We start from the raw sequence: 20,753 nt of genomic DNA on the forward strand, positions 1-20,753 counted from the left end.
TCTGTGCGCGCTGCCGGTTCATTGCCAGTGGCGCCGGATCGCCTCGTAGCTGCCGTTGTGGCGCACCGTTTCCAGCGCCTTGCGCAGGCGCTCGACGGTGGCATCGGGCGTCTTGCGGCTCGCGGCCAGGTGCAGGCCGCCGTCGCTGGCCAAGTCGGGCAGCTCGAGCACGCGCACGAACTGTCGCTCGGGGTCGTCGCCGGCCTGGCGCATCAGGTACAGCGCATTCAACTCGTTGGCGATCCACAGATCCACCCGACCGAGCTTGAGCTTTTCGTAGTTGAACTCGTACTTGTTGCTGGACTGCAGGTTCTTGCCGACGGCGAAACCCTTGGAGACGAGGTACTGCTCACCCGCGTCCTCGTTCACCGTCGCGATCTGGAACTTGCGGGCGTCGTCAAGGCTTCTGATCGACGCGCCGACGCCAGGCCGGCCAAACAGGTACCAGCGGGTCGGCGCGACGATTCCCACCCACTTGAACAGCGTCTCTCGCTGCGGCGTGCGGGTGATGGAGTAGATCAGCACGTTCTCGCCGTTCAGCGCGGTGTCGTAGGCACGCGCCCACGGCATCGAATGGATGCTCGCCTGCAGGTCTGCCTCCTTCAGCACGGCCTGCACGACCTCGGTGCTCATGCCGGTGATCCGGCCGCCCTGGGTCATGTTGTAAGGCGGCAGCTCCTCGGTGACGACCTGCAGGCCGCCGCCCGCCGAGGCGGCGGTGGCGAACCAGGCCAGCGCCATGGCGCACAGCGGCCGCAGCATGCGGCCGGTGAGGGCGAGAAGCTTCATGCCGCCTTTATCGGCCGCGGCGGTGCCGAGTTGAGCGCCGGGCGCCACGGGCCCCCGGCGCCGGGGGGGCGTCAGGCCGCCTTGCGCGCGCGGGCCACGCGCTTGCGGGCCGGCGCGGCCGACTCGAAGATCTCGGCCGGCCGGTTGAAACGAGCGATGAACTCCGTGATCTGCGGATACACCTTCTCGCGCCAGCGACGGCCCGAGAAGATGCCGTAGTGGCCGGCGCCTTCGACGTCGTAATGGAACTGGCGCGACTTCGGGATGCCGGTGCACAGGTCGTGCGCCGCCCGGGTCTGGCCGGCGCCGGAGATGTCGTCGAGCTCGCCTTCGACCGTCAGCAGCGCGCTGGTCGTGATGTCCTGCGGGCGCACCAGCTGCCCGTCGACTTCCCAGGTGCCGTTGACGAGCGCGAAGTCCTGGAACACGGTCTTGATCGTGTCCAGGTAGTACTCGGCCGGCATGTCGAGCACGGCGTTGTACTCGTCGTAGAACTGGCGATGCGACTCGGCGCTGTCATCGTCGCCGCGCACCAGATCCAGGAAGTAGTCGTAGTGGGACGAGAGGTGCCGGTCCGGGTTCATCGCCACGAAGCCGGTGTGCTGCAGGAAGCCGGGGTAGACCCAGCGCCCGGCGCCCGGAAAATGCGGGGGAACGCGGTAGATGACGTTGTTCTCGAACCAGGAGTAACTCTTGTTCATCGCCAGGTTGTTCACAGCCGTAGGCGACTTGCGGGCGTCGATCGGGCCGCCCATCATCGTCAGCGTGCGCGGTGTGAACTCGCCGTTGCTGGCCAGCAACGACACGGCAGCCAGCACCGGCACGGTCGGCTGGCACACCGAGATCACGTTCACCTCGGGGCCGATGTGGCGGATGAACTCCTGCACATAGGTCACGTAATCATTGAGGTGGAAGGGGCCGGCCTCGACCGGCACCATGCGGGCGTCGGTCCAGTCGGTGATGTAGACCTTGTGGTCCTGCAGCAGGCTCTTGACCGTGTCGCGCAGCAGCGTGCTGTGGTGGCCCGACAGCGGCGCGACGACCAGGACCGTGGGCTGAGACTTCATGTCGGCGAGCGCGCGGGCGTCGTCGGTGAAGCGCTTGAAGCGGATGAGCCGGCAGAACGGCTTCTCGATCGCGACCTGCTCCTGCACGGCCACGTCGACGTTGTCGACCTTCACCGACTTGATGCCGAATTCGGGCTTTTCGTAGTCTTTGGCCAGGCGGTGCATCAGGTCGAGGCCGGCGGCCACGCGCTGCGACATCGGGGTGTGGGTGAAGGGCGACAGCGGGTGGCTGTACAGCTTGGCCGAGGCGCTCGCGAACTCGGCGAACGGCGCCATCAGCGCACGTTGGGTTTCATAGAGCTGGTACAGCATTGAGGAGACTCCGGGGACAGTGCAGGCGGGGAGAGGCAGCGGCCATGGTGCGCCGGCCCGACTGAACGGCTGACACAAACGTTTTCATACAGGATTGTGCATCGCAACATCCACGCCTGCATGAGTGGATTCACGATCGGCATTCACCCGCATTAGAACGCCGCGCCAGGGTGCGCCAAGCACCGAAAAGGGGCGCGCTGGGTCATCAGTTCACGGCGAGCGCGGCCGGATGCGGTAGGCACAGCGGCGCGCGCCGGCCAGCAGGTGTTCGGTGCGCTCGACGCTGGCCCCGGGGCCGAGGCAGCGCTGGAAGATCGCCAACTCGGAGCGGCAGAAGCCCTGGCATTGCGTTGCGGCGGCGCAGATCGGGCAGTGGTCTTCGACGAGCAGCCAGCCGCCATCGTCGGCCGGCAGCGCGCGCGCCATGTAGCCCTCTTCGCTGCGCAAGGCGGCCAGCGCCTGCACCCGCTGGCCCAGGTTGGCCAGGCCGGCCAGCCGGCCCGCGTACAGCGCTTCGGCCTCGGCTTCGCGGGCGGCGATCAGCGTGTCCAGTGCCTTGGGGCCCAGCCGCTCGGCGGCGTGGCGCAGCAATTGGACGGCGAGGTCGCCATGGCGGTCGGGGAACCGGCCGTGGCCTGCGTCGGTCAGCGTCCAGATGCGGCGCGGGCGGCCCACGCCCTGGGCTTCGTCGTGGAAGGCGACCAGGCCCTGCGCGGCCAGCGCCTGGAGCTGTTTGTGCGCGCCCATCGGCGTGATCGCGCAGGCGCCGGCCAGCGTGGCGGCGTTTTGCGGCCCGCGGCTCTTGAGCTGGTAGAGCAGGCGGTCGGCGGTGCTTGTCATCGCGTCAGGGCGGGTTCGGTCGCCACCGCGGCGCCGTCGGCCGCGGCCTCGCGCCGCGCCCAGTGCCACAGCGCCCAGCCCGCCGTGCCGGCGCACAGCGCACCGAGGGCCATCACGCCCCGCACCGACCACAGCGACAGCAGCCCGCCGGCCAGCGCGACCAGCACGTTGGCGAAGCAGAAGATCGTCGTCAGCAGGCCCATCACCCGGCCCTGGCCGTGCCGGGCGAAGCGCGACGAGACCCAGGCCGGCATGAAGGCGTTGTACACGGCCAGGGGCACGCCCAGCGCGACGATCGTCACCAGGCCCGGCGTGGCCGGCACGACGACCAGCAGCGCGAGGCCGGCAGCGCCTGCAAGGGCCGCCAGCGCAGTCGTTCGCAAGGGGTGGTCGAGCGCCGGCAAGCGGCTCGCGAGCGCCGTGCCGGCCACCATCGCCGCACACTGCACCGCGGTGATCCAGGCGATGCCTGCCGGGCCAATGCCGGCCTCGGTGACGCACCACAGCGGCGCGTACTCGTACAGCGCGGTCACGCCGCACATGTAGGCCATTTGCAGCGCGAACAGCCGCTGCAGCGCCGGGTCGTGCATCAGCGGAGCGAGCGTCGATCCGGTCATCGGCCGATGGCGCTCCTCGGCGCCCGCTGCCGCCTTGGCATGCGGTGGCGCGCCGGCCGGCACGCCGATCATCACCAGCCCGAGGCAAGGCAGCATCGCGCCGGCCGCCAAGGCGAAAGGCACCGCTTCGCCCCAGCGCAGCAGCAGGCCGCCGATCAGCGGCCCGAGCAGCCAGCCGCCATACTGGAAGGCGTTGAGCCACGCAAAGGCCTTGACGCGCATCGCTTCGGCGTAGTGGTCGGCCAGCAAGGCGCGGGCGACCGCGATGTTGCCCTCGGTCAGCCCGACCGCGAAGCGCGCGGCGACGAACAGCAGGTACAGCCTCGCTTGCAGCGCGGCAGCGGTCAGCAGGTAGCCCAGCGCACAGGCCAGCAGCGTGGCCATCAGCACGCGCCGGCGGCCGAGCCGATCCGACAGCGGCCCCAGCACCAGGCTGCCGAGCAAGATGCCGGCCGGGTTGGCTGCCAGCGCGACACCCAGCAGCCATTCCGGTGGCATGCCGGCAAAGTGCGTGAAGCCGTCGGCCGGCCCATCGACGAAGATCGGCGCCAGGATCGGGTAGGGCATCGCGACGCCGATCGTGCACAGCAGCGTCACGGCGCAGACGGCAACGAGCAGGCGCCAGGAACCGCCGTTGCCGGTCATGGTTGCGTCCTGGGCGCCGGCAGCGCCCCGGCATACCCTGGCCATCCCCGATGCCGCCATTCGTCCAGCGCGGTCCATGCGAGCTTGATCCGATGCTCATCCGGGGAGGCGGCCAATCCAGGCAAGGCTGCTTCCCACAGGATCTCAGTGGCCCCTCCTGCATGCACTGCGTCGAAGTCCGGTTTCGGCCTACCGATCGACAGCCAGGCGGCGAGCCAGGCACGCCACAGGCCGCGGCGTGCGATGCGGGCCCGGTCCGCGTCGAAATGCGCCAGCGGCTCGACCTGGCGCCAGGCATGACAGGCGGTGACCAGGTGTAGCGCCGTGAAATCGCGGCTTGCCAGGTAGACGGCCAGCGACGCTTCGGCCAATGCATCGGGCGTCAGCGCTGTGTCGGTTGGTGCATCCGCGCCCGCAACTGCGGCGTCAAAGCCCGGCAGCGCGACGCAGGCTTGCATGTCGGCCGTGATGGTCGTGCCGCTGCGCGGCCCGAAGGCCAGGCCCGGGCGCTGGCGCAGCGCGCCGAGGGCGCTTGCGATGCTCGGGTGATTCCCGGCCGGTCGCGCGTCCATGGGCGGGCCCAGGCGCACGAGCGTCGTTCGCCACGCTGCCAACGCCTGGGCGATTTCACGCTGGTGATCCGCCGCCAGGGCATAAGCGAGACGGATGAGGCCGTGAAACGCGGCGGTTTCAGCGGCAAGGAGCAACTCCGGCAGTTCTTCCATCAACACATCGGGCACGCCGCTGCGGCTGATCCTGGCCGACAGTTCGCTCGCAACTCGCGCCTCCGAGCGGTCGGGGGTGAGGCGTTCCAGCCGCTCTTCGGCGCGCCGCAGCGGTGCATGGAGCGCATCGGCTGGTGCGCCGAGATGCCACAGCGCGGTCAGCACCATTGGCAGGTGATTCGACAGCCGCATCCCACCGGCAGGGTAGGTTGCGGCATAGGCGAGGCTCGCGTCGAGTGCCCCGTGAAGCTCTGCACGGCCCATCGGCATGGCACCGGCCGTCATGGTGTCTCGGCGGCGTTGTGCCAGTCGGCGTTCTGCAGCACCACGCGGTAGCCGTCCGGGTCCTCGAAGCTGCGGCCGTGCTGGTCCCAGTACGGGTTGAACGAGGCCACGGCGCGGAAGCCCGCAGTGAGCATGCGTTGGCAGGTGGCGTGCCACTCAGGGGGGTCGGGCAGGTACAGGACGGCCAGGTCTTCCGGTGTGGGCGTCGGCGTGATCGCGTGGGCGCGCGAATGCGTGAACTCGAAGTGCCACGCGCCGCCGGGTTGGCCGAGCATCACGCCGTCGAAACCCCCATGGTTTTCGAATCGGCCCAGCACTTGAAGGCCGAGCCCGCGGGTGTAGAGATCTGCGCTGCGATCGAGGTCGGGGACGGGGCGGGCAATGCGAAGGTGAGCAAGCATGGCGCGCATGATGCCGCCATTCATAAACAAATAGTTTATAAACACCGGAACGAAAAGGGCCTTGCGGCCCTGGGACTGCGTCACCGGTGCGCCGGGTCAGAGCACCTTCGCGATGCACTCCGCCACGTAGCCGATGTTCTTGTCGTTCAGCGCCGCCACGCAGATGCGGCCCGAATCGACGCCGTAGACACCGAACTCGCTGCGCAGCCGCTCCATCTGCGGCTTGGTCAGGCCCGAGTAGCTGAACATGCCGCGCTGGGTGGTGATGAAGCCGAGGTCCTGCTTCACACCGGCGGCCTTGAGCTTCTCCACCAGCGCGCCCCGCATGGCCTTGATGCGGTTGCGCATGCCGGCCAGCTCCTGCTCCCACTGCGCGCGCAGCGCCGGCGTGGTCAGCACGGTGGCCACCACCTGGGCGCCGTGCGTCGGCGGGTTCGAGTAGTTGGTGCGGATCACGATCTTCAGCTGCGACAACACGCGCGCCGCTTCTTCCTTGCTCTCGCAGACCACCGACAGCGCGCCGACGCGCTCGCCATAGAGCGAGAAACTCTTCGAGAACGAGGTCGAGACGAAGAAGTCGACGCCCGAGGCGGCGAAGCGGCCGACAACCGCGCCATCTTCGGCGATGCCGTCGCCGAAGCCCTGGTAGGCCATGTCGAGGAAGGCCACGAGCTTGCGCGCCTTGACCGCTTCGATCACCGCGTCCCACTGGGCGGTGCTGATGTCGTAGCCGGTCGGGTTGTGGCAACAGGCGTGCAGCACGACGATCGTGCCGGCCGGCGCGGCGTTCAGGGCGGCCAGCATGCCGTCGAAGTCGACGCCCTGCTTGGCGGCGTCGTAGTAGGGGTAGGTCTCGACGGTGAAGCCGGCGTTGGTGAACAAGGCGCGGTGGTTCTCCCAGCTCGGGTCGCTGATCAGCACCTTGGCGCCCGGGTTGACCTTCTTCAGGAAATCGGCACCCACCTTCAGACCGCCGGTGCCCCCCAGGGCCTGCACGGTGGCCACACGGCCGGCGGCGAGCAGCGGGCTGCCTTCGCCGAACACCAGGCCCTGCACGGCCTTGTCGTAGGCGGCGATGCCGTCGATCGGCAGGTAGCCTCGGGCGCGAGCGGCCTCGACCAGCTGGGCCTCGGCGGCCTTCACGCAGGCCAGCAGCGGGAGCTTGCCGTTCTCGTCGGTGTAGACGCCGACACCCAGGTTGACCTTGGCGGGGTTGGGGTCGGCATTGAACTGCTCGTTCAGGCCCAGGATCGGATCACGGGGGGCCATTTCGACGGCGGCAAACATGGACATCGCTGAAAGCTTCCTGAAGGGACGGTGGCAGGAGGAGGCAGGGGCCTGGGTAGGCAAGGGAACCGCGCAGGCTTTAAGCTGCCAGGTTCTTCGCGTGGGTCGGGGCCCCCGGCAGCGCGGCCGATTTTAGTCGTTCGACCAGGGATAACCCCATGCCGGATATTTCTGAGGTGATGCCGGAAGCCGATGCCCAAGAGGCGCCGCAGGGCGAATTCGTCAGCTTCCCCGATTCGCCGTTCCAGCTTTTCATGCCGTACCCGCCAGCTGGCGATCAGCCGACTGCGATCGAGCAACTCGTCGAGGGTGTCAACGACGGCCTGGCGTACCAGACGCTGCTGGGCGTCACCGGGTCGGGCAAGACCTTCACGATGGCCAACGTGATTGCGCGCCTGGGCCGGCCGGCGATCGTCTTCGCGCCGAACAAGACGCTGGCGGCGCAGCTGTATTCCGAGTTTCGAGAGTTCTTCCCGAAGAACGCCGTCGAGTACTTCGTCAGCTACTACGACTACTACCAGCCCGAGGCCTACGTGCCTCAGCGCGACCTCTTCATCGAGAAGGACTCGTCGATCAACGAGCACATCGAGCAGATGCGCCTGAGCGCCACCAAGAGCGTGCTCGAGCGGCGCGACACGGTGATCGTCGCCTCTGTCAGCGCGATCTACGGCATCGGCAAGCCCGAGGACTACACGCAGATGCGCTTCATCGTGCGTGTGGGCGACAAGATCGGCCAGCGCGACGTGATCGCGCAACTGATCCGCATGCAGTACACGCGCAACGAGACCGATTTCTCGCGGGGCTCGTTTCGCGTGCGCGGCGACACGATCGATGTCTTCCCGGCCGAGCACTCGGAGCTCGCGGTGCGCATCGAGCTGTTCGACGACGAGGTCGAATCCTTGAGCCTGCTGGATCCGCTGACCGGCCGCATCCGGCAGAAGGTGCCGCGCTTCACGATCTACCCGTCGAGCCACTACGTGACGCCGCGCGACCGTGTGCTGGCCGCCATCGAGACGATCAAGGCCGAGCTGCGCGAGCGGCTGGACTTCTTCGTCAAGGAGGGCAAGCTCGTCGAAGCGCAGCGCCTGGAACAGCGCACCCGCTTCGACCTCGAGATGCTGCAGGAGGTCGGCCATTGCAAGGGCATCGAGAACTACACCCGCCACCTGTCGGGCGCGGCGCCGGGCGACCCGCCGCCGACCATGGTCGACTACCTGCCCAAGGACGCACTGATGTTCCTCGACGAGAGCCATGTGCTGATCGGCCAGTTCGGCGGCATGTTCAACGGCGACCGGGCGCGCAAGACCGTGCTGGTCGACTACGGGTTCCGCCTGCCAAGCGCGCTGGACAACCGGCCGCTGAAGTTCGAGGAGTTCGAGCGCAAGATGCGCCAGGCGATCTTCGTCTCGGCCACGCCCGCGGCCTACGAGCAGCAGCACGCCGGCCAAGTGGTCGAGCAACTGGTGCGGCCGACCGGCCTGGTCGACCCGCTCGTCGAGGTACGCCCGGCGACCCACCAGGTCGACGACGTGTTGCAGGAGATTCGCATCACGATCGACAACGGCGAGCGCGTGCTGATCACCACGCTGACCAAGCGCATGGCCGAGCAGCTCACCGACTACCTGTCGGACAACGGCGTCAAGGTGCGGTACCTGCATTCGGACATCGATACCGTCGAGCGTGTCGAGATTCTCCGCGACCTACGGCTGGGCACCTTCGACGTGCTGGTGGGCATCAACCTGCTGCGCGAGGGGCTGGACATCCCCGAGGTGAGCCTGGTCGCCATCCTGGACGCCGACAAGGAAGGCTTCCTGCGCGCGGAGCGCAGCCTGGTGCAGACCATCGGCCGCGCCGCGCGCAACGTGAACGGCCGCGCGATCCTCTACGCCGACCGGATCACTGATTCGATGAAGAAAGCGATCGACGAGACCGAGCGCCGGCGCGCCAAGCAGGTTGCGTTCAATGCCGAGCACGGCATCGTGCCGCGTGGCATCCGCAAGCAAGTCAGGGAGATGATCGACGGCGTGGCGGCCGAGAAGTCGGGCAAGGACGATCTGCGACTGGCGCAGCAGGCGGCCGAGATCGAGACGATGAGCGAGAAGGACCTCGGCAAGCGCATCAAGGCGCTCGAGCGGCAGATGCTCGAGTTTGCGAAGAACCTCGAATTCGAGAAGGCCGCCCGGGTGCGCGACCAGCTCGCACTGCTGCGCGAGCAGGCCTTCGGTGCCGGCGGGGCGCACGATGCCAACGTGGTTCCCCTTGTCAGCGGGGCCGGGCGGGCCGCATGACTTCAGGCGAGAAGCCCGTCCGCGTGCTGATGGTCTGCACCGGCAACATCTGCCGCTCGCCTACTGCCGAAGCGGTGCTGCGCGCCAAGGCGATGGCGGCCGGGCTTGTCGAGCGGCTGGTGGTCGATTCGGCCGGAGTGTCGGATTACCACGTCGGCGACCCCCCCGACCGCCGCGCGCAGGCGCATGCGCGACGTCGTGGCTACGACCTGTCGACATTGCGGGCCCGGCAGGTTCATGATGGTGACTTCCAGCACTTCGACTGGCTGCTGGCGATGGACGAGGGCCATCTTCGCGACCTGCAGGGGCAGGCGCCCACAAACCACACGGCCCGCCTGGCACGGCTGCTGGATTTCGCGCCCGGTCGCGAAGGCCTTGACGTGCCGGACCCGTATTACGGGGCAGCCGCCGGCTTCGAGCAGGTGCTGGACCTGGTCGAGGCCGGTTGTGACGGCTTGTTGCACCGCCTGTTTGGATACACGACAAGATAAGTCAACCTCTGCTATACTCCAGCAAAACACTCGGACTCTGCCAAGGGTAAACCCATCCATGGCAGCGAGCGGGTGATCCAGGGCAGGTCGGCAGTTCGCTGCGGGCTGCCTTTCCCTCTGAATCGACGGGAGCACTCCATGCGATTGACCACCAAAGGCCGCTTTGCGGTCACCGCCATGATCGATCTGGCGCTTCGCTCGAACAACGGGCCGGTGGCGCTGGCGGCCATCAGCCAGCGCCAGCAGATTTCGTTGTCCTACCTCGAGCAACTGTTCGGGAAGCTGCGCCGCCACGAGTTGGTGGAAAGCACCCGCGGCCCCGGAGGCGGCTACTCGCTGGGCCGCAAGGCCGAGGAGATCAGCGTCGCCGACATCATCGTCGCGGTCGACGAGCCCATCGATGCCACCGGCTGCGGCGGCAAGGAAAACTGCATGGGTGACGACACCGGCCGCTGCATGACGCACGAGCTGTGGGCCAGCCTGAACACCAAGATGATCGAGTTCCTCGATTCGATCACGCTGCGCAAGCTGGTCGACGACCAGCTCGCCAAGGGCGTGTCGATCGAAGAGGCGCCGATCAAGCGCGCCATCTCGAGCCAGCCGGTTGTCAAGCCCATCAAGATCACCGCGCCGAATTCGGTGTTCGCCCTGGGCAACGCCTTTTCGAAGTAAGCCAAAGCAGAGCCAGACGCCTTTTCGCCATGGACATGACCCCGCACTTCCCGATCTACATGGACTACGGCGCGACGACGCCGGTCGACGGCCGCGTGGTGGACGCGATGGTTCCGTGGCTGCGCGAGCATTTCGGCAACCCGGCGTCTCGCAGCCACGCCTGGGGCTGGGAGGCGGAAGAGGCGGTCGAGAAGGCGCGCGGCCAGGTGGCGGCGCTGATCAATGCCGACCCGCGCGAGATCGTCTGGACGTCGGGTGCCACCGAGTCGAACAACCTCGCCATCAAGGGCGCGGCGCACTTCTATGCCGAGAGCAAGGGCAAGCACCTGATCACCGTGAAGACCGAGCACAAGGCGGTGCTCGACACGGTGCGCGAGCTCGAGCGCCAGGGCTTCGAGGCCACCTACCTCGATGTGCAGCCGGACGGCCTCGTCGATTTCGAAGCCTTCAAGGCCGCGATCCGGCCCGACACGGTGCTGGCCTCGGTGATGTTCGTGAACAACGAGATCGGCGTCATCCAGGACATCACCGCGCTCGGCAAGCTCTGCCGCGAGCGCGGCGTGATCTTCCACGTCGACGCCGCGCAGGCCACCGGCAAGGTCGAGATCGACATGGCCAAGCTGCCGGTCGACCTGATGAGCCTGGCCTCGCACAAGACCTACGGGCCCAAGGGCATCGGCGCGCTGTACGTGCGCCGCAAGCCGCGTGTTCGCCTCGAGGCGCAGATGCATGGCGGCGGCCACGAGCGTGGCCTGCGCTCCGGCACCTTGCCCACGCACCAGATCGTCGGCATGGGCGAGGCCTTTCGCATTGCGCACGAGGAGATGGTGCAGGAGCTGCCTCGCATCCGTGCGCTGCACGACCGGCTCGTCGAGGGCCTGTCGGGCATCGAGCAGACCTTCATCAATGGCCACCTGACGCAGCGGGTGCCGCACAACCTGAACATCTCGTTCAACTACGTCGAGGGCGAGTCGCTGATCATGGGTGTCAAGGGCTTGGCCGTATCGTCCGGTTCGGCCTGCACCTCTGCCAGCCTGGAGCCGAGTTATGTCCTGCGCGCCTTGGGCCGCAGCGACGAACTGGCTCATTCCAGCCTGCGCATCACGATCGGCCGCTTCACGACCGAGGAAGAGATCGACTACGCCATCGCAACGCTGAAAGATCGCGTCGCGAAGTTGCGCGAACTGTCTCCGCTGTGGGACATGTACCGCGACGGCGTCGATATCTCCGCCATCCAATGGGCGGCGCACTGAACTGCGACGCCCGCGAGCACTGAGGAGTACCCAGATGTCTTACAGCCAGAAGGTCATCGACCACTACGAGAATCCGCGCAACGTCGGCAACTTCGACAAGGGCGACGAGACGGTTGGCACCGGCATGGTCGGTGCACCCGCCTGCGGCGATGTGATGAAGCTGCAGATCAAGGTCGACCCCGCCACCGGCCTGATCCAGGATGCGCGCTTCAAGACCTACGGTTGCGGCTCGGCCATCGCGTCGAGTTCGCTCGTGACCGAATGGGTCAAGGGCAAGACGCTGGATCAGGCGCTGACGATCAAGAACACCCAGATCGCCGAAGAGCTCGCGCTGCCTCCGGTGAAGATCCACTGCTCGATCCTGGCCGAGGATGCGATCAAGGCCGCCGTGAACGACTACCGCTCGCGCCACGAAGCCGAGCCGGCTGCGGCCAATCAGGCGGCGACCACGGCGCAGGCGAACTGAACCGATGGCCGTCACGCTGACCGAAGCCGCGGCACGCCATGTGACCCGCTACCTGGCCCGCCGTGGCAAGGGGGTGGGCGTGCGCCTGGGCGTCAAGACCACCGGCTGCTCGGGCCTGGCCTACAAGCTCGAGTACGCCGATGAGGTGGCGCCCGAAGATGTGATCTTCGAGGGCCATGGCGTCAAGGTGCTGGTCGACCCGAAGAGCCTGCCTTACATCGACGGCACCGAACTGGATTTCGTCCGTGAGGGCCTCAACGAAGGCTTCAAGTTTCACAACCCGCGCGAGAAAGACCGCTGCGGGTGTGGCGAGTCGTTCCGGGTCTGAGCGGCGGTTTCGCCGACAATCATCACCTCTGACCGGGCGCGGCGCTGCATGGGGCCGCGCCCTTTTCATGTCGCAGCCGACCATGACCGCCGAGATCCTGATCCGCCCTGAGCGCCCGGACCACCCGAAGGTGCGAACCATGCTGGCCGAGCTCGACGCCTACCTGGCGTCGCTCTACGAGCCCGAGGCTAACCACATTCTCGACGTGCAGGCGCTGCTGGCGCCGGAGGTCGACTTCCTCGTGGCCGAGCGCGCCGGCGACCTGGTCGGTTGTGGCGCCACCCGCCGAATGTCTGGTGGGCCCGAGACGGCCGGCCAGGCCTACGGCGAGGTCAAGCGCATGTTCGTGGCCCCCGCGGCACGCGGCCAACGGGTCGCCCAGCGCCTGCTCGACACGCTGGAGGCGCGCCTGCGTGCCGACGGTGTGGCGCTGGCGCTGCTCGAAACCGGGCGCGACCAGCACGAGGCGGTGCGCCTTTACGAACGCGCCGGCTATGCACCGCGCGGCCCGTTCTGCGGCTATCCGGACAACGGGCTGTCCTTGTTCTACGAAAAGCGCCTGTGAGCAACGCACCATGAAGATCGACGACGACGACTTCACGCTGTTCGACCTGCCGCAGGCATTCAGGCTCGACCGCGCCGAACTGGATGCCCGCTGGCGGGCGCTGCAGGCCAAGGTTCACCCCGATCGTTTCAGCGCCGAAGGCGCGGCCGCGCAGCGCGTGGCGATGCAGTGGGCGGTGCGCGTCAACGAGGCCCACCAGCGCCTGAAGGATCCGATCGCCCGCGCCGCCTACCTGTGCGAACTGCGCGGCGCACCGATCAACGCCGAACGCAACACGGCGATGCCGGCCAGCTTCCTGGCCCAGCAGATGCACTGGCGCGAGGCGCTGGACGAGGCCGAGGGCGAGGCGGCTGTGCAGGCGCTGGACGACATCGTCGCCGTGCGGGAAGCCGAGCTGCTGGACGAGGTGGCCTATGCCCTCGACGAGCGTCACGACGCCGAGGGCGCTGCCCAGCGCGTTCGCGCGCTGATGTTCCTTCGCAAATTCCGCGCCGACGTGGATCGCCGGCTCGAAACCTTCGACGTTTGACGACCATGGCATTGCTGCAGATCTCCGAGCCCGGTCAATCGCCAGACCCGCACCAGCGGCGGATTGCCGTGGGCATCGACCTGGGCACCACCAACTCGCTGGTGGCCGCCGTGCGCCACGGCGTGGTCGAGTGCCTGCCCGACGCACAGGGCCGCACGATGCTGCCCTCGGTCGTTCGTTACCTCGACAACGGCGGCCGGCAGATCGGCCACGAGGCCGTGGCCGCGCAGGCCGAAGACCCGGAGCACACGATCGCCTCGATCAAGCGCCTGATGGGCCGCGGGCTGGCCGATGTGGCGGGCCGCGAGAAGCTGCCGTACCGCTTTGTCGACCACCCCGGCATGGTCGCGATCGAGACACGCCAGGGCGTGAAGACGCCGGTCGAGGTGTCGGCGGAGATTCTGGCCACGCTGCGCCAGCGGGCCGAGGACAGCTTCGATGACGAGCTGTTCGGCGCGGTGATCACCGTGCCCGCCTACTTCGACGACGCGCAGCGCCAGGCGACCAAGGACGCGGCCCAGCTGGCCGGCCTGAACGTGCTGCGCCTGATCAACGAGCCGACGGCCGCGGCCGTGGCCTACGGGCTGGAGAACGGCAGCGAAGGCCTCTACGCCGTCTACGACCTGGGCGGCGGCACCTTCGATATCTCGTTGTTGCGCCTGGCGCGCGGCGTGTTCGAGGTGGTCGCCACCGGCGGCGACGCCGCCCTGGGTGGCGACGATTTCGACCACGCGCTGGCCGATTGGGCTGCCGCCCAGGCCGGCATCGAGCCTCATTCGCCGCACGAGCAGCGCGCGCTGCTGATGGCTGCGCGCGCCGCCAAGGAGGCCCTGACCGACGCGCCCGCAGCGACGCTGCACTGTCGGCTCGGCGGTGGCGAGATCGCGCAGCCGGTCACGCGCGAGCAGTTCGATGCCATGACCCACGACCTGCTGCAGCGCACGCTCGCCGCCGTGCGCAAAGTGCTGCGCGACGCCAAGCTGCGCAAGGACGAGGTGCAGGGCGTGGTGCTCGTCGGCGGCTCGACCCGCATGCCCGCCGTGCGACGGGCAGTGGGCGAACTGTTCGGACGCGAGCCGCTGATCAACCTGAATCCGGACGAGGTCGTCGCCGTCGGTGCCGCGATCCAGGCCAATGCGCTGGCGGGCAACGCGAAAGACGGCGAACTGCTGCTGCTCGACGTGATCCCGCTGTCGCTTGGCCTGGAGACCATGGGCGGGCTGGTTGAGCGCGTGATCGAGCGCAACACGACGATCCCGGTCGCCAAGGCCCAGGACTTCACCACCTTCAAGGACGGCCAGACCGCCATGGCCATCCACGTGCTGCAGGGCGAGCGCGAGCTGGTGTCGGACTGCCGCTCGCTGGCCCGTTTCGAGCTGCGCGGCATTCCCCCCATGGTGGCCGGCGCGGCGCGCATTCGGGTGACCTTCCAGGTCGACGCCGATGGCCTGCTGAGCGTCGGCGCCCGCGAGCTGGCCTCGGGGGTCGAGGCCGCGGTGCAGGTGAAGCCCAGCTATGGCCTGGCTGACGAAGACATCGCCCGCATGCTGAAAGAGAGCTTCTCTAGCGCCGAATCCGACATGCGCGCACGTGCGCTGCGCGAGGCCCGTGTCGAGGCCGAGCGCATGGATCTGGCAACACAGGCCGCGGTGGCCGCCGACGGCGACCTGCTCGACGATGCAGAACGCACCGCCATCGAGGGTCTGCTTCAGCGCGTGCGCGAGGCGGCGCGCACCGACGACTCCGCGGCCATCGACGCCGCGGTGAAGGCGCTGGCCGATGGCACCGAGCCGTTCGCGGCCGCACGCATGAACCGCGGTATTCGCCAGGCGCTGACTGGCCGCGGCCTGGACGAGATCTGACCACTCACGAGACCATGCCCGTCATCAAGATCCTTCCCCACGCCGAGCTGTGCCCGCAAGGAGACCAGGTCGAAGCCGATGCCGGCACCTCGATTTGCGAAGCGCTGCTCGAGCATGGCATCGCCATCGAGCACGCCTGCGAGATGAGTTGCGCCTGCACCACCTGCCACGTGATCGTGAAGCAGGGTTACGGGTCGCTCGGTGAGCTCGACGAGATCGAGGAAGACCTGCTGGACAAGGCCTGGGGGCTGACGCCGACCTCGCGCCTGTCGTGCCAGGCCTTCCTGTCGGACGAGGATGTGACGATCGAGATCCCGAAGTACACGATCAACCACGCCCGCGAAGGGCACTGACCGGCTGAGCGCCGGCGCTCAGGTCGTCAGGCGGCGCAGCCAGCCCGCGATGGCGGGGCGCCACCTGCCGCTGCGCGGCTCGGCGGTGCGAACCTCGAGCACGCCGCGCTCGGCCAGGAGCCGCAGCAGCGCGCGCACTTCGGATGGCTTCACGCCGTCGCGCTTGAGCAGCGTTGCCTCGCTGAGGTGGCGCTGCGACATCTCGCTCAGCAGCCGGCGAAAACCCATGCGCCGGAACTCGGTGGGCAGGTCCGGCCAGGAAAGCAGCTTGTATTCCTTCATGTCCCAACAACCATTCTTCGCGGCGCCAACACGCTATTCTGCGTCAATGACACCCCTGTGGCCGACAAATCAGTCGTGCAGCACGCCACACCTGGCGCTCGCTCGTTCATGAACATTCTCGGCATCGAATCGTCCTGCGACGAGACCGGCGTTGCGGTGGTCTCGTTCGAAGGCAGCGAGGCGCCGCGCCTGCGCGGCCAGGCGCTGCACAGCCAGGTGCAGATGCACGAGGCCTACGGCGGCGTCGTCCCCGAGCTGGCCTCGCGCGACCACGTTCGCCGCGTGCTGCCCTTGGCCGAAGCGGCGCTGGCCGAAGCGGCCCTGAGCGTGCGCGACATCGATGTGATCGCCTTCACCCGCGGCCCCGGCCTGGCCGGCGCGTTGCTGGTGGGTGCGGGCGTCGCCTGTGGCCTGGCCGCGGCGCTGAACCGGCCGACGCTGGGCGTGCATCACCTCGAGGGCCACTTGCTGTCGCCCTTTCTTTCGGCCGACCCACCGCGCTTCCCGTTCGTCGCGCTGCTGGTGTCTGGCGGCCACACCCAGCTGATGCGGGTCGATGGCGTCGGGCAGTACGAGTTGCTCGGCGAGACGATCGACGACGCGGCCGGCGAGGCCTTCGACAAGTCGGCCAAGCTGCTGGGGCTGGGCTACCCCGGCGGGCCGGCGCTCGCGAAGCTGGCCGAGCGCGGCCGGCCGGATGCCTACGAGCTGCCGCGCCCGCTGCTGCACCAGCCGAACCTCGATTTCTCGTTCGCCGGCCTGAAGACGGCCGTGATGACCACGCTCAAGCGCCTGGGGCCCGAGGTGAGCGACGCACAGCGCGCCGATCTGGCGGCCAGTACGCAAGCGGCAATCGTCGAGGTGCTGGTGCGCAAGGCGATGCGCGCGTTGCGCGACACCGGCCTGCGCCGGCTCGTGGTGGCTGGCGGCGTCGGTGCCAACGCCCGGCTGCGGCGAGATCTCGGTGCCGATTGCGCGCGCCGGGGCGTGCAGCTGCACTACCCGGAGCTCGCCCTGTGCACCGACAACGGCGCGATGATCGCGCTCGCCGCGGCCATGCGCTGCCAGGCGGGCCGGGCGGCGCTCAGCAACGAGCACCGCTTTGCGGTGCGCCCGCGCTGGGAACTGGCCGACGCCGGCCAGTCCTGAGCTCTGACCGGTCCGCCCGTCCATCAGGGGGTGCGGTACTGCTGGTGCATCTGGTCCATCCGCGCGGTCTGGCCGGCGCTGAACTGGTTCATGCAGCTGTCGTCGGTGTAGTCCATGAAGTTGGTGATCGGGTCCAGCCCAGCCTTGGCGGCGCAGCTGTCACGCCCGACCGGGCAGCCGAACGCGGCTGACTTCTCGGCGGCCGTGTCGCTGACCGAGTCGCCCGTGTTCTTGCAGCCGCCTTGGAAGGTGTGATACAGGCCGAGCCAGTGGCCGATTTCGTGGGTGCCGGTGTCACCCTCGTTGTACGGCGCGGAGGTGCCGCCCGGCACGCTGGAGTACAGGATCACGACGCCGTCCATCTTGGGCTTCGCGGTGTAATCGCTCGGAAAGGTGGCCCAGCCGAGCAGGCCGCCGCCGGGGTTGGCGCTGTACAGGTTCAGCGTGTCGGCGCCACCCTGGCGCAGCGCGGTCTTCGCGTTCTTTTCGGCGGTCGAACCGGGCGACATGGTGTACCAGGTGGCGTTGGTCGTGCGGTCGATGCCGGACAACACGAACTGGAACGGCGTGTTCGCGTAGGCGGCGTTCAGCACGGCAACCTGGTCGTCGATCTGGGATTGCGGGATGTCGCCGTTGGCGATGCCGGTGCCCTTGTTGATCACGTGGAACCAGACCGGAACCGTCACGCTGCCCGGGGCGCGGTGCGTGTCGGCGCCGCGGGCGTTCTGCATGCGCAGGAAGGCGGTGAGGTTGTCGTCGATGCGGGCCCGCTCGGCGGCCTCGGGGGCGACGGTGTAGCAGCGGTGGCTGAGGTGGTCGTCCTTCGCCGCGAATGCCAGGTTGGCTGCGGCGAGTGCCGCGATCGCGGCCAGCAGGGCGGGGGTCTTCAAGCGCATGGGTGTCCTTGGTGACATCAGGGGTGACGGCCGGCTTCGGCTGCCGCGTCGTCGGCGGCAGCCGCTCCTCGTTGTCGTGCCAGCCGAGTGCGGCGCAGTATCCGAGTGCCTCGAGGGGTGGACAAGGTGGTTTCAGCCGGCAGGCGGCAGGCAGCCCCGTTGCCATGACGGTTCATGACGATCGCCGGCGCGAGCTGTGTCCCAACGTAACTGGCGCTTGGGTCGCTCAGGGTCGTTCGGCTATACTCCGCAGGTTTTGCGCCTTGGCCATATTGCATGGTGGGGCTCAAAACAGGCACGACGCGGGTCGGTTTCACCCGCGATCGCAAGTGAAAACCGGAAACCGTTCGGCTTGGGCTTCGCACCGCGCGTGGCCGTCGGCGGCTTCCACCACACACAAGGAAATCGCCATGTCCGTGGCTGACATCAACAAGGCCGACATCGTCAAGGCCCACGCCCGCGGCGCTGCCGACACCGGGTCGCCCGAGGTCCAGGTCGCTCTGCTGACCGCTCGCATCAACGAGCTGACCCCGCACTTCAAGGCCCACCTGAAAGACCACCACGGCCGCCGCGGCCTGCTGAAGATGGTTAACCAGCGCAAGCGCCTGCTGTCCTACCTGAAGGACAAGGACGCCGACCGCTACACCGCGCTGATCCAGAAGCTGGGCCTGCGCAAGTAAGCTGGCAAGATGAGCAAGAGCCTGTCTGGAGTACACCCCAGCACAGGCTCTTTGTCTTTGGAGCAGGCAGCCACGGTTGTTGCTGTGTCATTCCAGGAAGCCGCATCCGCATTGCGGCTCGCTGGAATGGCATACGACCCGCCGCCGTCTTGCTCCCGGTCCCTCCCGGCGCCACCGCCCAAGTGCGCCGCACAACCACCGGAGACCATTCCATGAGCATGTTCAACAAGGTCACCAAGACCTTCCAATGGGGCCCGCATCAGGTCGTGATGGAAACGGGCGAGGTCGCTCGCCAGGCCACCGGCGCCGTGGTCGTCAACATCGAAGACACGGTCGTTCTGGCCACCGTGGTCGCCCGCACCGAAGCCAAGCCGGGGCAGGATTTCTTCCCGCTGACGGTCGACTACATCGAGAAGACTTACGCCGCCGGCAAGATCCCCGGCAGCTTCTTCAAGCGTGAAGGCCGCCCGAGCGAACTGGAGACGCTGACCAGCCGCCTGATCGATCGTCCGATCCGCCCGCTGTTCCCGGATGGCTTCTTCAACGAGGTGCAGGTCGTCATCCACGTGTTGAGCCTGAACCCGGAAGTCCAGGCCGACATCGCCGCGATGATCGCCTCGAGCGCCGCGCTGGCTGTCTCGGGCATTCCGTTCAACGGCCCGATCGGCGCCGCGCGCGTGGGTTACATCAACGGCGAGTACGTGCTGAACCCGGGCAAGACCCAGCTCGCCGATTCCAAGCTCGACCTCGTCGTCGCTGGTACCGAAGCCGCCGTGCTGATGGTCGAGTCCGAAGCCGACCAACTGCCGGAAGACGTGATGCTCGGCGCCGTGGTGTTCGGCCACGACCAGGGCAAGATCGCGATCAACGCGATTCACGAACTGGTGCGCGATGCCGGCAAACCGGTGTGGACCTGGCAAGCCCCGGCCAAGGACGAGGCCTTCATCGCCAAGGTCACCGCGCTGGCCGAAGGCCCGCTGCGCGCGGCCTACCAGATCCGCTCGAAGCAGGCCCGCACCCAGGCCTGCCGCGAAGCCACCGCCAACGTGATGGCGTCGCTGAAGACCGAAGGCGTCGAGTTCGACAGCGTGGCCGTCGAGGGCCTGCTGTTCGAGATCGAGGCCCGCATCGTGCGCGGCCAGATCCTGGCTGGCGAGCCGCGCATCGACGGCCGCGACACCCGCACCGTGCGCAACATCGAGATCCGCAACAGCGTGCTGCCGCGTGTGCACGGCTCGGCGCTGTTCACCCGTGGCGAAACCCAGGCCCTGGTGGCCGCCACGCTGGGCACCGAGCGCGATGCGCAGATGATCGACGCCCTGGCCGGCACGTTTGACGAGCGCTTCATGCTGCACTACAACATGCCTCCGTTCGCCACCGGCGAAACGGGTCGCGTGGGCAGCCCGAAGCGCCGCGAGATCGGCCACGGCCGCCTGGCCAAGCGCGCACTGATCGCCGCGCTGCCGAGCAAGGAAGACTTCCCGTACACGATCCGCGTCGTTTCGGAGATCACCGAGTCGAACGGTTCGTCGTCGATGGCCACGGTTTGCGGCTCCTCACTCGCGTTGATGGACGCCGGCGTTCCGCTGAAGGCGCCGACGGCCGGCATCGCCATGGGCCTCATTCTCGAGGACAAGCGTTACGCCGTGCTCTCCGACATCCTCGGGGACGAGGATCATCTCGGCGACATGGACTTCAAGGTGGCCGGCACCGAAGCCGGCGTCACCTCGCTGCAGATGGACATCAAGATCGCCGGCATCACCGAAGAGATCATGAAGGTCGCACTCGGCCAGGCACAGGGTGGACGCAAGCACATCCTCGGCGAGATGGCGAAGGCCATCACCGAAAGCCGCGGCCAGCTCGGCGAATTCGCACCGCGCATCGAAGTGATGAACATCCCGGTCGACAAGATCCGCGAAGTCATCGGCTCGGGTGGCAAGGTCATCCGCGAGATCGTTGAAAAGACCGGCG

Annotated in this window: 22 protein-coding genes; 13 read left to right on the forward strand and 9 right to left on the reverse strand. The window is 67.9% G+C overall.

Features of this window, described 5'->3' with window-relative positions; translation table 11 throughout:
* Window positions 1-18: 18 nt before the first annotated feature.
* The 7 genes from VJ693_RS12745 to VJ693_RS12775 all read right to left on the reverse strand — a co-directional run bounded on the left by VJ693_RS12745 (window position 19) and on the right by VJ693_RS12775 (window position 6,974).
* Window positions 19-789 (reverse strand): substrate-binding periplasmic protein, encoded by a 771-nt coding sequence (locus VJ693_RS12745; protein ID WP_324154625.1) that lies wholly within the window; start codon window positions 787-789, stop codon window positions 19-21.
* Between the two features lie 71 nt (window positions 790-860).
* Window positions 861-2,168 (reverse strand): polyhydroxyalkanoate depolymerase, encoded by a 1,308-nt coding sequence (locus tag VJ693_RS12750; RefSeq protein ID WP_324154627.1) that lies wholly within the window; start codon window positions 2,166-2,168, stop codon window positions 861-863.
* 210 nt (window positions 2,169-2,378) lie between these two features.
* Complete coding sequence (locus VJ693_RS12755) at window positions 2,379-3,008, reverse strand: metalloregulator ArsR/SmtB family transcription factor (protein ID WP_324154629.1); 630 nt, start codon at window positions 3,006-3,008, stop codon at window positions 2,379-2,381.
* Window positions 3,005-4,270, reverse strand: coding sequence for an MFS transporter (locus tag VJ693_RS12760; protein WP_324154630.1), 1,266 nt, complete (start codon window positions 4,268-4,270; stop codon window positions 3,005-3,007). The genes VJ693_RS12755 and VJ693_RS12760 overlap by 4 nt, the downstream gene beginning before the upstream one ends.
* Complete coding sequence (locus VJ693_RS12765; protein ID WP_324154631.1) at window positions 4,267-5,280, reverse strand: questin oxidase family protein; 1,014 nt, start codon at window positions 5,278-5,280, stop codon at window positions 4,267-4,269. The genes VJ693_RS12760 and VJ693_RS12765 overlap by 4 nt, the downstream gene beginning before the upstream one ends.
* Window positions 5,277-5,681 (reverse strand): VOC family protein, encoded by a 405-nt coding sequence (locus tag VJ693_RS12770; RefSeq protein ID WP_414652272.1) that lies wholly within the window; start codon window positions 5,679-5,681, stop codon window positions 5,277-5,279. Before VJ693_RS12770 ends, VJ693_RS12765 begins: the two co-directional genes overlap by 4 nt.
* 96 nt (window positions 5,682-5,777) lie before the next feature.
* Entirely contained in the window at window positions 5,778-6,974 is a 1,197-nt protein-coding gene (locus tag VJ693_RS12775) for an amino acid aminotransferase (protein WP_324154634.1), read from the reverse strand.
* Window positions 6,975-7,126: 152 nt separating this feature from the next.
* On the opposite strand from VJ693_RS12775, the gene uvrB reads away from it, so the two are divergent.
* From uvrB to fdx, 10 genes are all read left to right on the forward strand, one after another.
* On the forward strand, window positions 7,127-9,256 hold the full coding sequence (uvrB, locus tag VJ693_RS12780) for an excinuclease ABC subunit UvrB (RefSeq protein WP_324154636.1): 2,130 nt from the start codon (window positions 7,127-7,129) through the stop codon (window positions 9,254-9,256).
* Complete coding sequence (locus VJ693_RS12785; RefSeq protein WP_324154638.1) at window positions 9,253-9,747, forward strand: low molecular weight protein-tyrosine-phosphatase; 495 nt, start codon at window positions 9,253-9,255, stop codon at window positions 9,745-9,747. The genes uvrB and VJ693_RS12785 overlap by 4 nt, the downstream gene beginning before the upstream one ends.
* 138 nt (window positions 9,748-9,885) lie before the next feature.
* Window positions 9,886-10,419, forward strand: coding sequence for a Fe-S cluster assembly transcriptional regulator IscR (gene iscR, locus VJ693_RS12790; RefSeq protein WP_324154640.1), 534 nt, complete (start codon window positions 9,886-9,888; stop codon window positions 10,417-10,419).
* A 29-nt stretch (window positions 10,420-10,448) separates the two neighbouring features.
* A complete protein-coding gene (locus VJ693_RS12795) occupies window positions 10,449-11,672 on the forward strand; it encodes an IscS subfamily cysteine desulfurase (RefSeq protein WP_324154642.1) in 1,224 nt (407 codons plus the stop codon).
* Window positions 11,673-11,706: 34 nt separating this feature from the next.
* Window positions 11,707-12,138 (forward strand): Fe-S cluster assembly scaffold IscU, encoded by a 432-nt coding sequence (gene iscU, locus VJ693_RS12800; RefSeq protein ID WP_324154643.1) that lies wholly within the window; start codon window positions 11,707-11,709, stop codon window positions 12,136-12,138.
* A 4-nt stretch (window positions 12,139-12,142) separates the two neighbouring features.
* Window positions 12,143-12,466, forward strand: coding sequence for an iron-sulfur cluster assembly protein IscA (gene iscA, locus VJ693_RS12805; protein ID WP_324154645.1), 324 nt, complete (start codon window positions 12,143-12,145; stop codon window positions 12,464-12,466).
* Window positions 12,467-12,548: 82 nt separating this feature from the next.
* Entirely contained in the window at window positions 12,549-13,031 is a 483-nt protein-coding gene (locus VJ693_RS12810; protein ID WP_324154647.1) for a GNAT family N-acetyltransferase, read from the forward strand.
* Window positions 13,032-13,041: 10 nt separating this feature from the next.
* A complete protein-coding gene (hscB, locus tag VJ693_RS12815) occupies window positions 13,042-13,560 on the forward strand; it encodes a Fe-S protein assembly co-chaperone HscB (RefSeq protein ID WP_324154648.1) in 519 nt (172 codons plus the stop codon).
* A 5-nt stretch (window positions 13,561-13,565) separates the two neighbouring features.
* Window positions 13,566-15,422, forward strand: a complete 1,857-nt coding sequence (gene hscA / locus VJ693_RS12820; protein ID WP_324154650.1) for a Fe-S protein assembly chaperone HscA — start codon at window positions 13,566-13,568, stop codon at window positions 15,420-15,422.
* 14 nt (window positions 15,423-15,436) lie between these two features.
* Entirely contained in the window at window positions 15,437-15,775 is a 339-nt protein-coding gene (gene fdx, locus VJ693_RS12825) for an ISC system 2Fe-2S type ferredoxin (protein ID WP_324154651.1), read from the forward strand.
* Between the two features lie 18 nt (window positions 15,776-15,793).
* Here the strand turns inward: fdx and VJ693_RS12830 are convergent, their stop codons facing one another.
* Window positions 15,794-16,057, reverse strand: a complete 264-nt coding sequence (locus tag VJ693_RS12830; RefSeq protein WP_324154653.1) for a hypothetical protein — start codon at window positions 16,055-16,057, stop codon at window positions 15,794-15,796.
* A gap of 108 nt (window positions 16,058-16,165) precedes the next feature.
* Here VJ693_RS12830 and tsaD point away from each other — a divergent pair, with 108 nt between their 5' ends.
* Entirely contained in the window at window positions 16,166-17,206 is a 1,041-nt protein-coding gene (gene tsaD / locus VJ693_RS12835) for a tRNA (adenosine(37)-N6)-threonylcarbamoyltransferase complex transferase subunit TsaD (protein ID WP_324154654.1), read from the forward strand.
* 23 nt (window positions 17,207-17,229) lie between these two features.
* Here tsaD and VJ693_RS12840 read toward each other — a convergent pair whose 3' ends face one another.
* Window positions 17,230-18,102: a zinc metalloprotease gene (locus VJ693_RS12840; protein ID WP_324154656.1), complete on the reverse strand. Its 873-nt coding sequence runs from the start codon at window positions 18,100-18,102 to the stop codon at window positions 17,230-17,232.
* Between the two features lie 410 nt (window positions 18,103-18,512).
* Between VJ693_RS12840 and rpsO the strand changes: the two genes are divergently transcribed.
* Window positions 18,513-18,782, forward strand: coding sequence for a 30S ribosomal protein S15 (rpsO, locus tag VJ693_RS12845; RefSeq protein ID WP_324154658.1), 270 nt, complete (start codon window positions 18,513-18,515; stop codon window positions 18,780-18,782).
* A 212-nt stretch (window positions 18,783-18,994) separates the two neighbouring features.
* Window positions 18,995-20,753: polyribonucleotide nucleotidyltransferase (gene pnp / locus VJ693_RS12850; RefSeq protein ID WP_324154659.1), on the forward strand; the 1,759-nt coding region annotated here is incomplete at its 3' end.

This window comes from Ideonella sp. (assembly GCF_035254525.1).
Taxonomy (GTDB): Bacteria; Pseudomonadota; Gammaproteobacteria; order Burkholderiales; family Burkholderiaceae_C; genus Ideonella.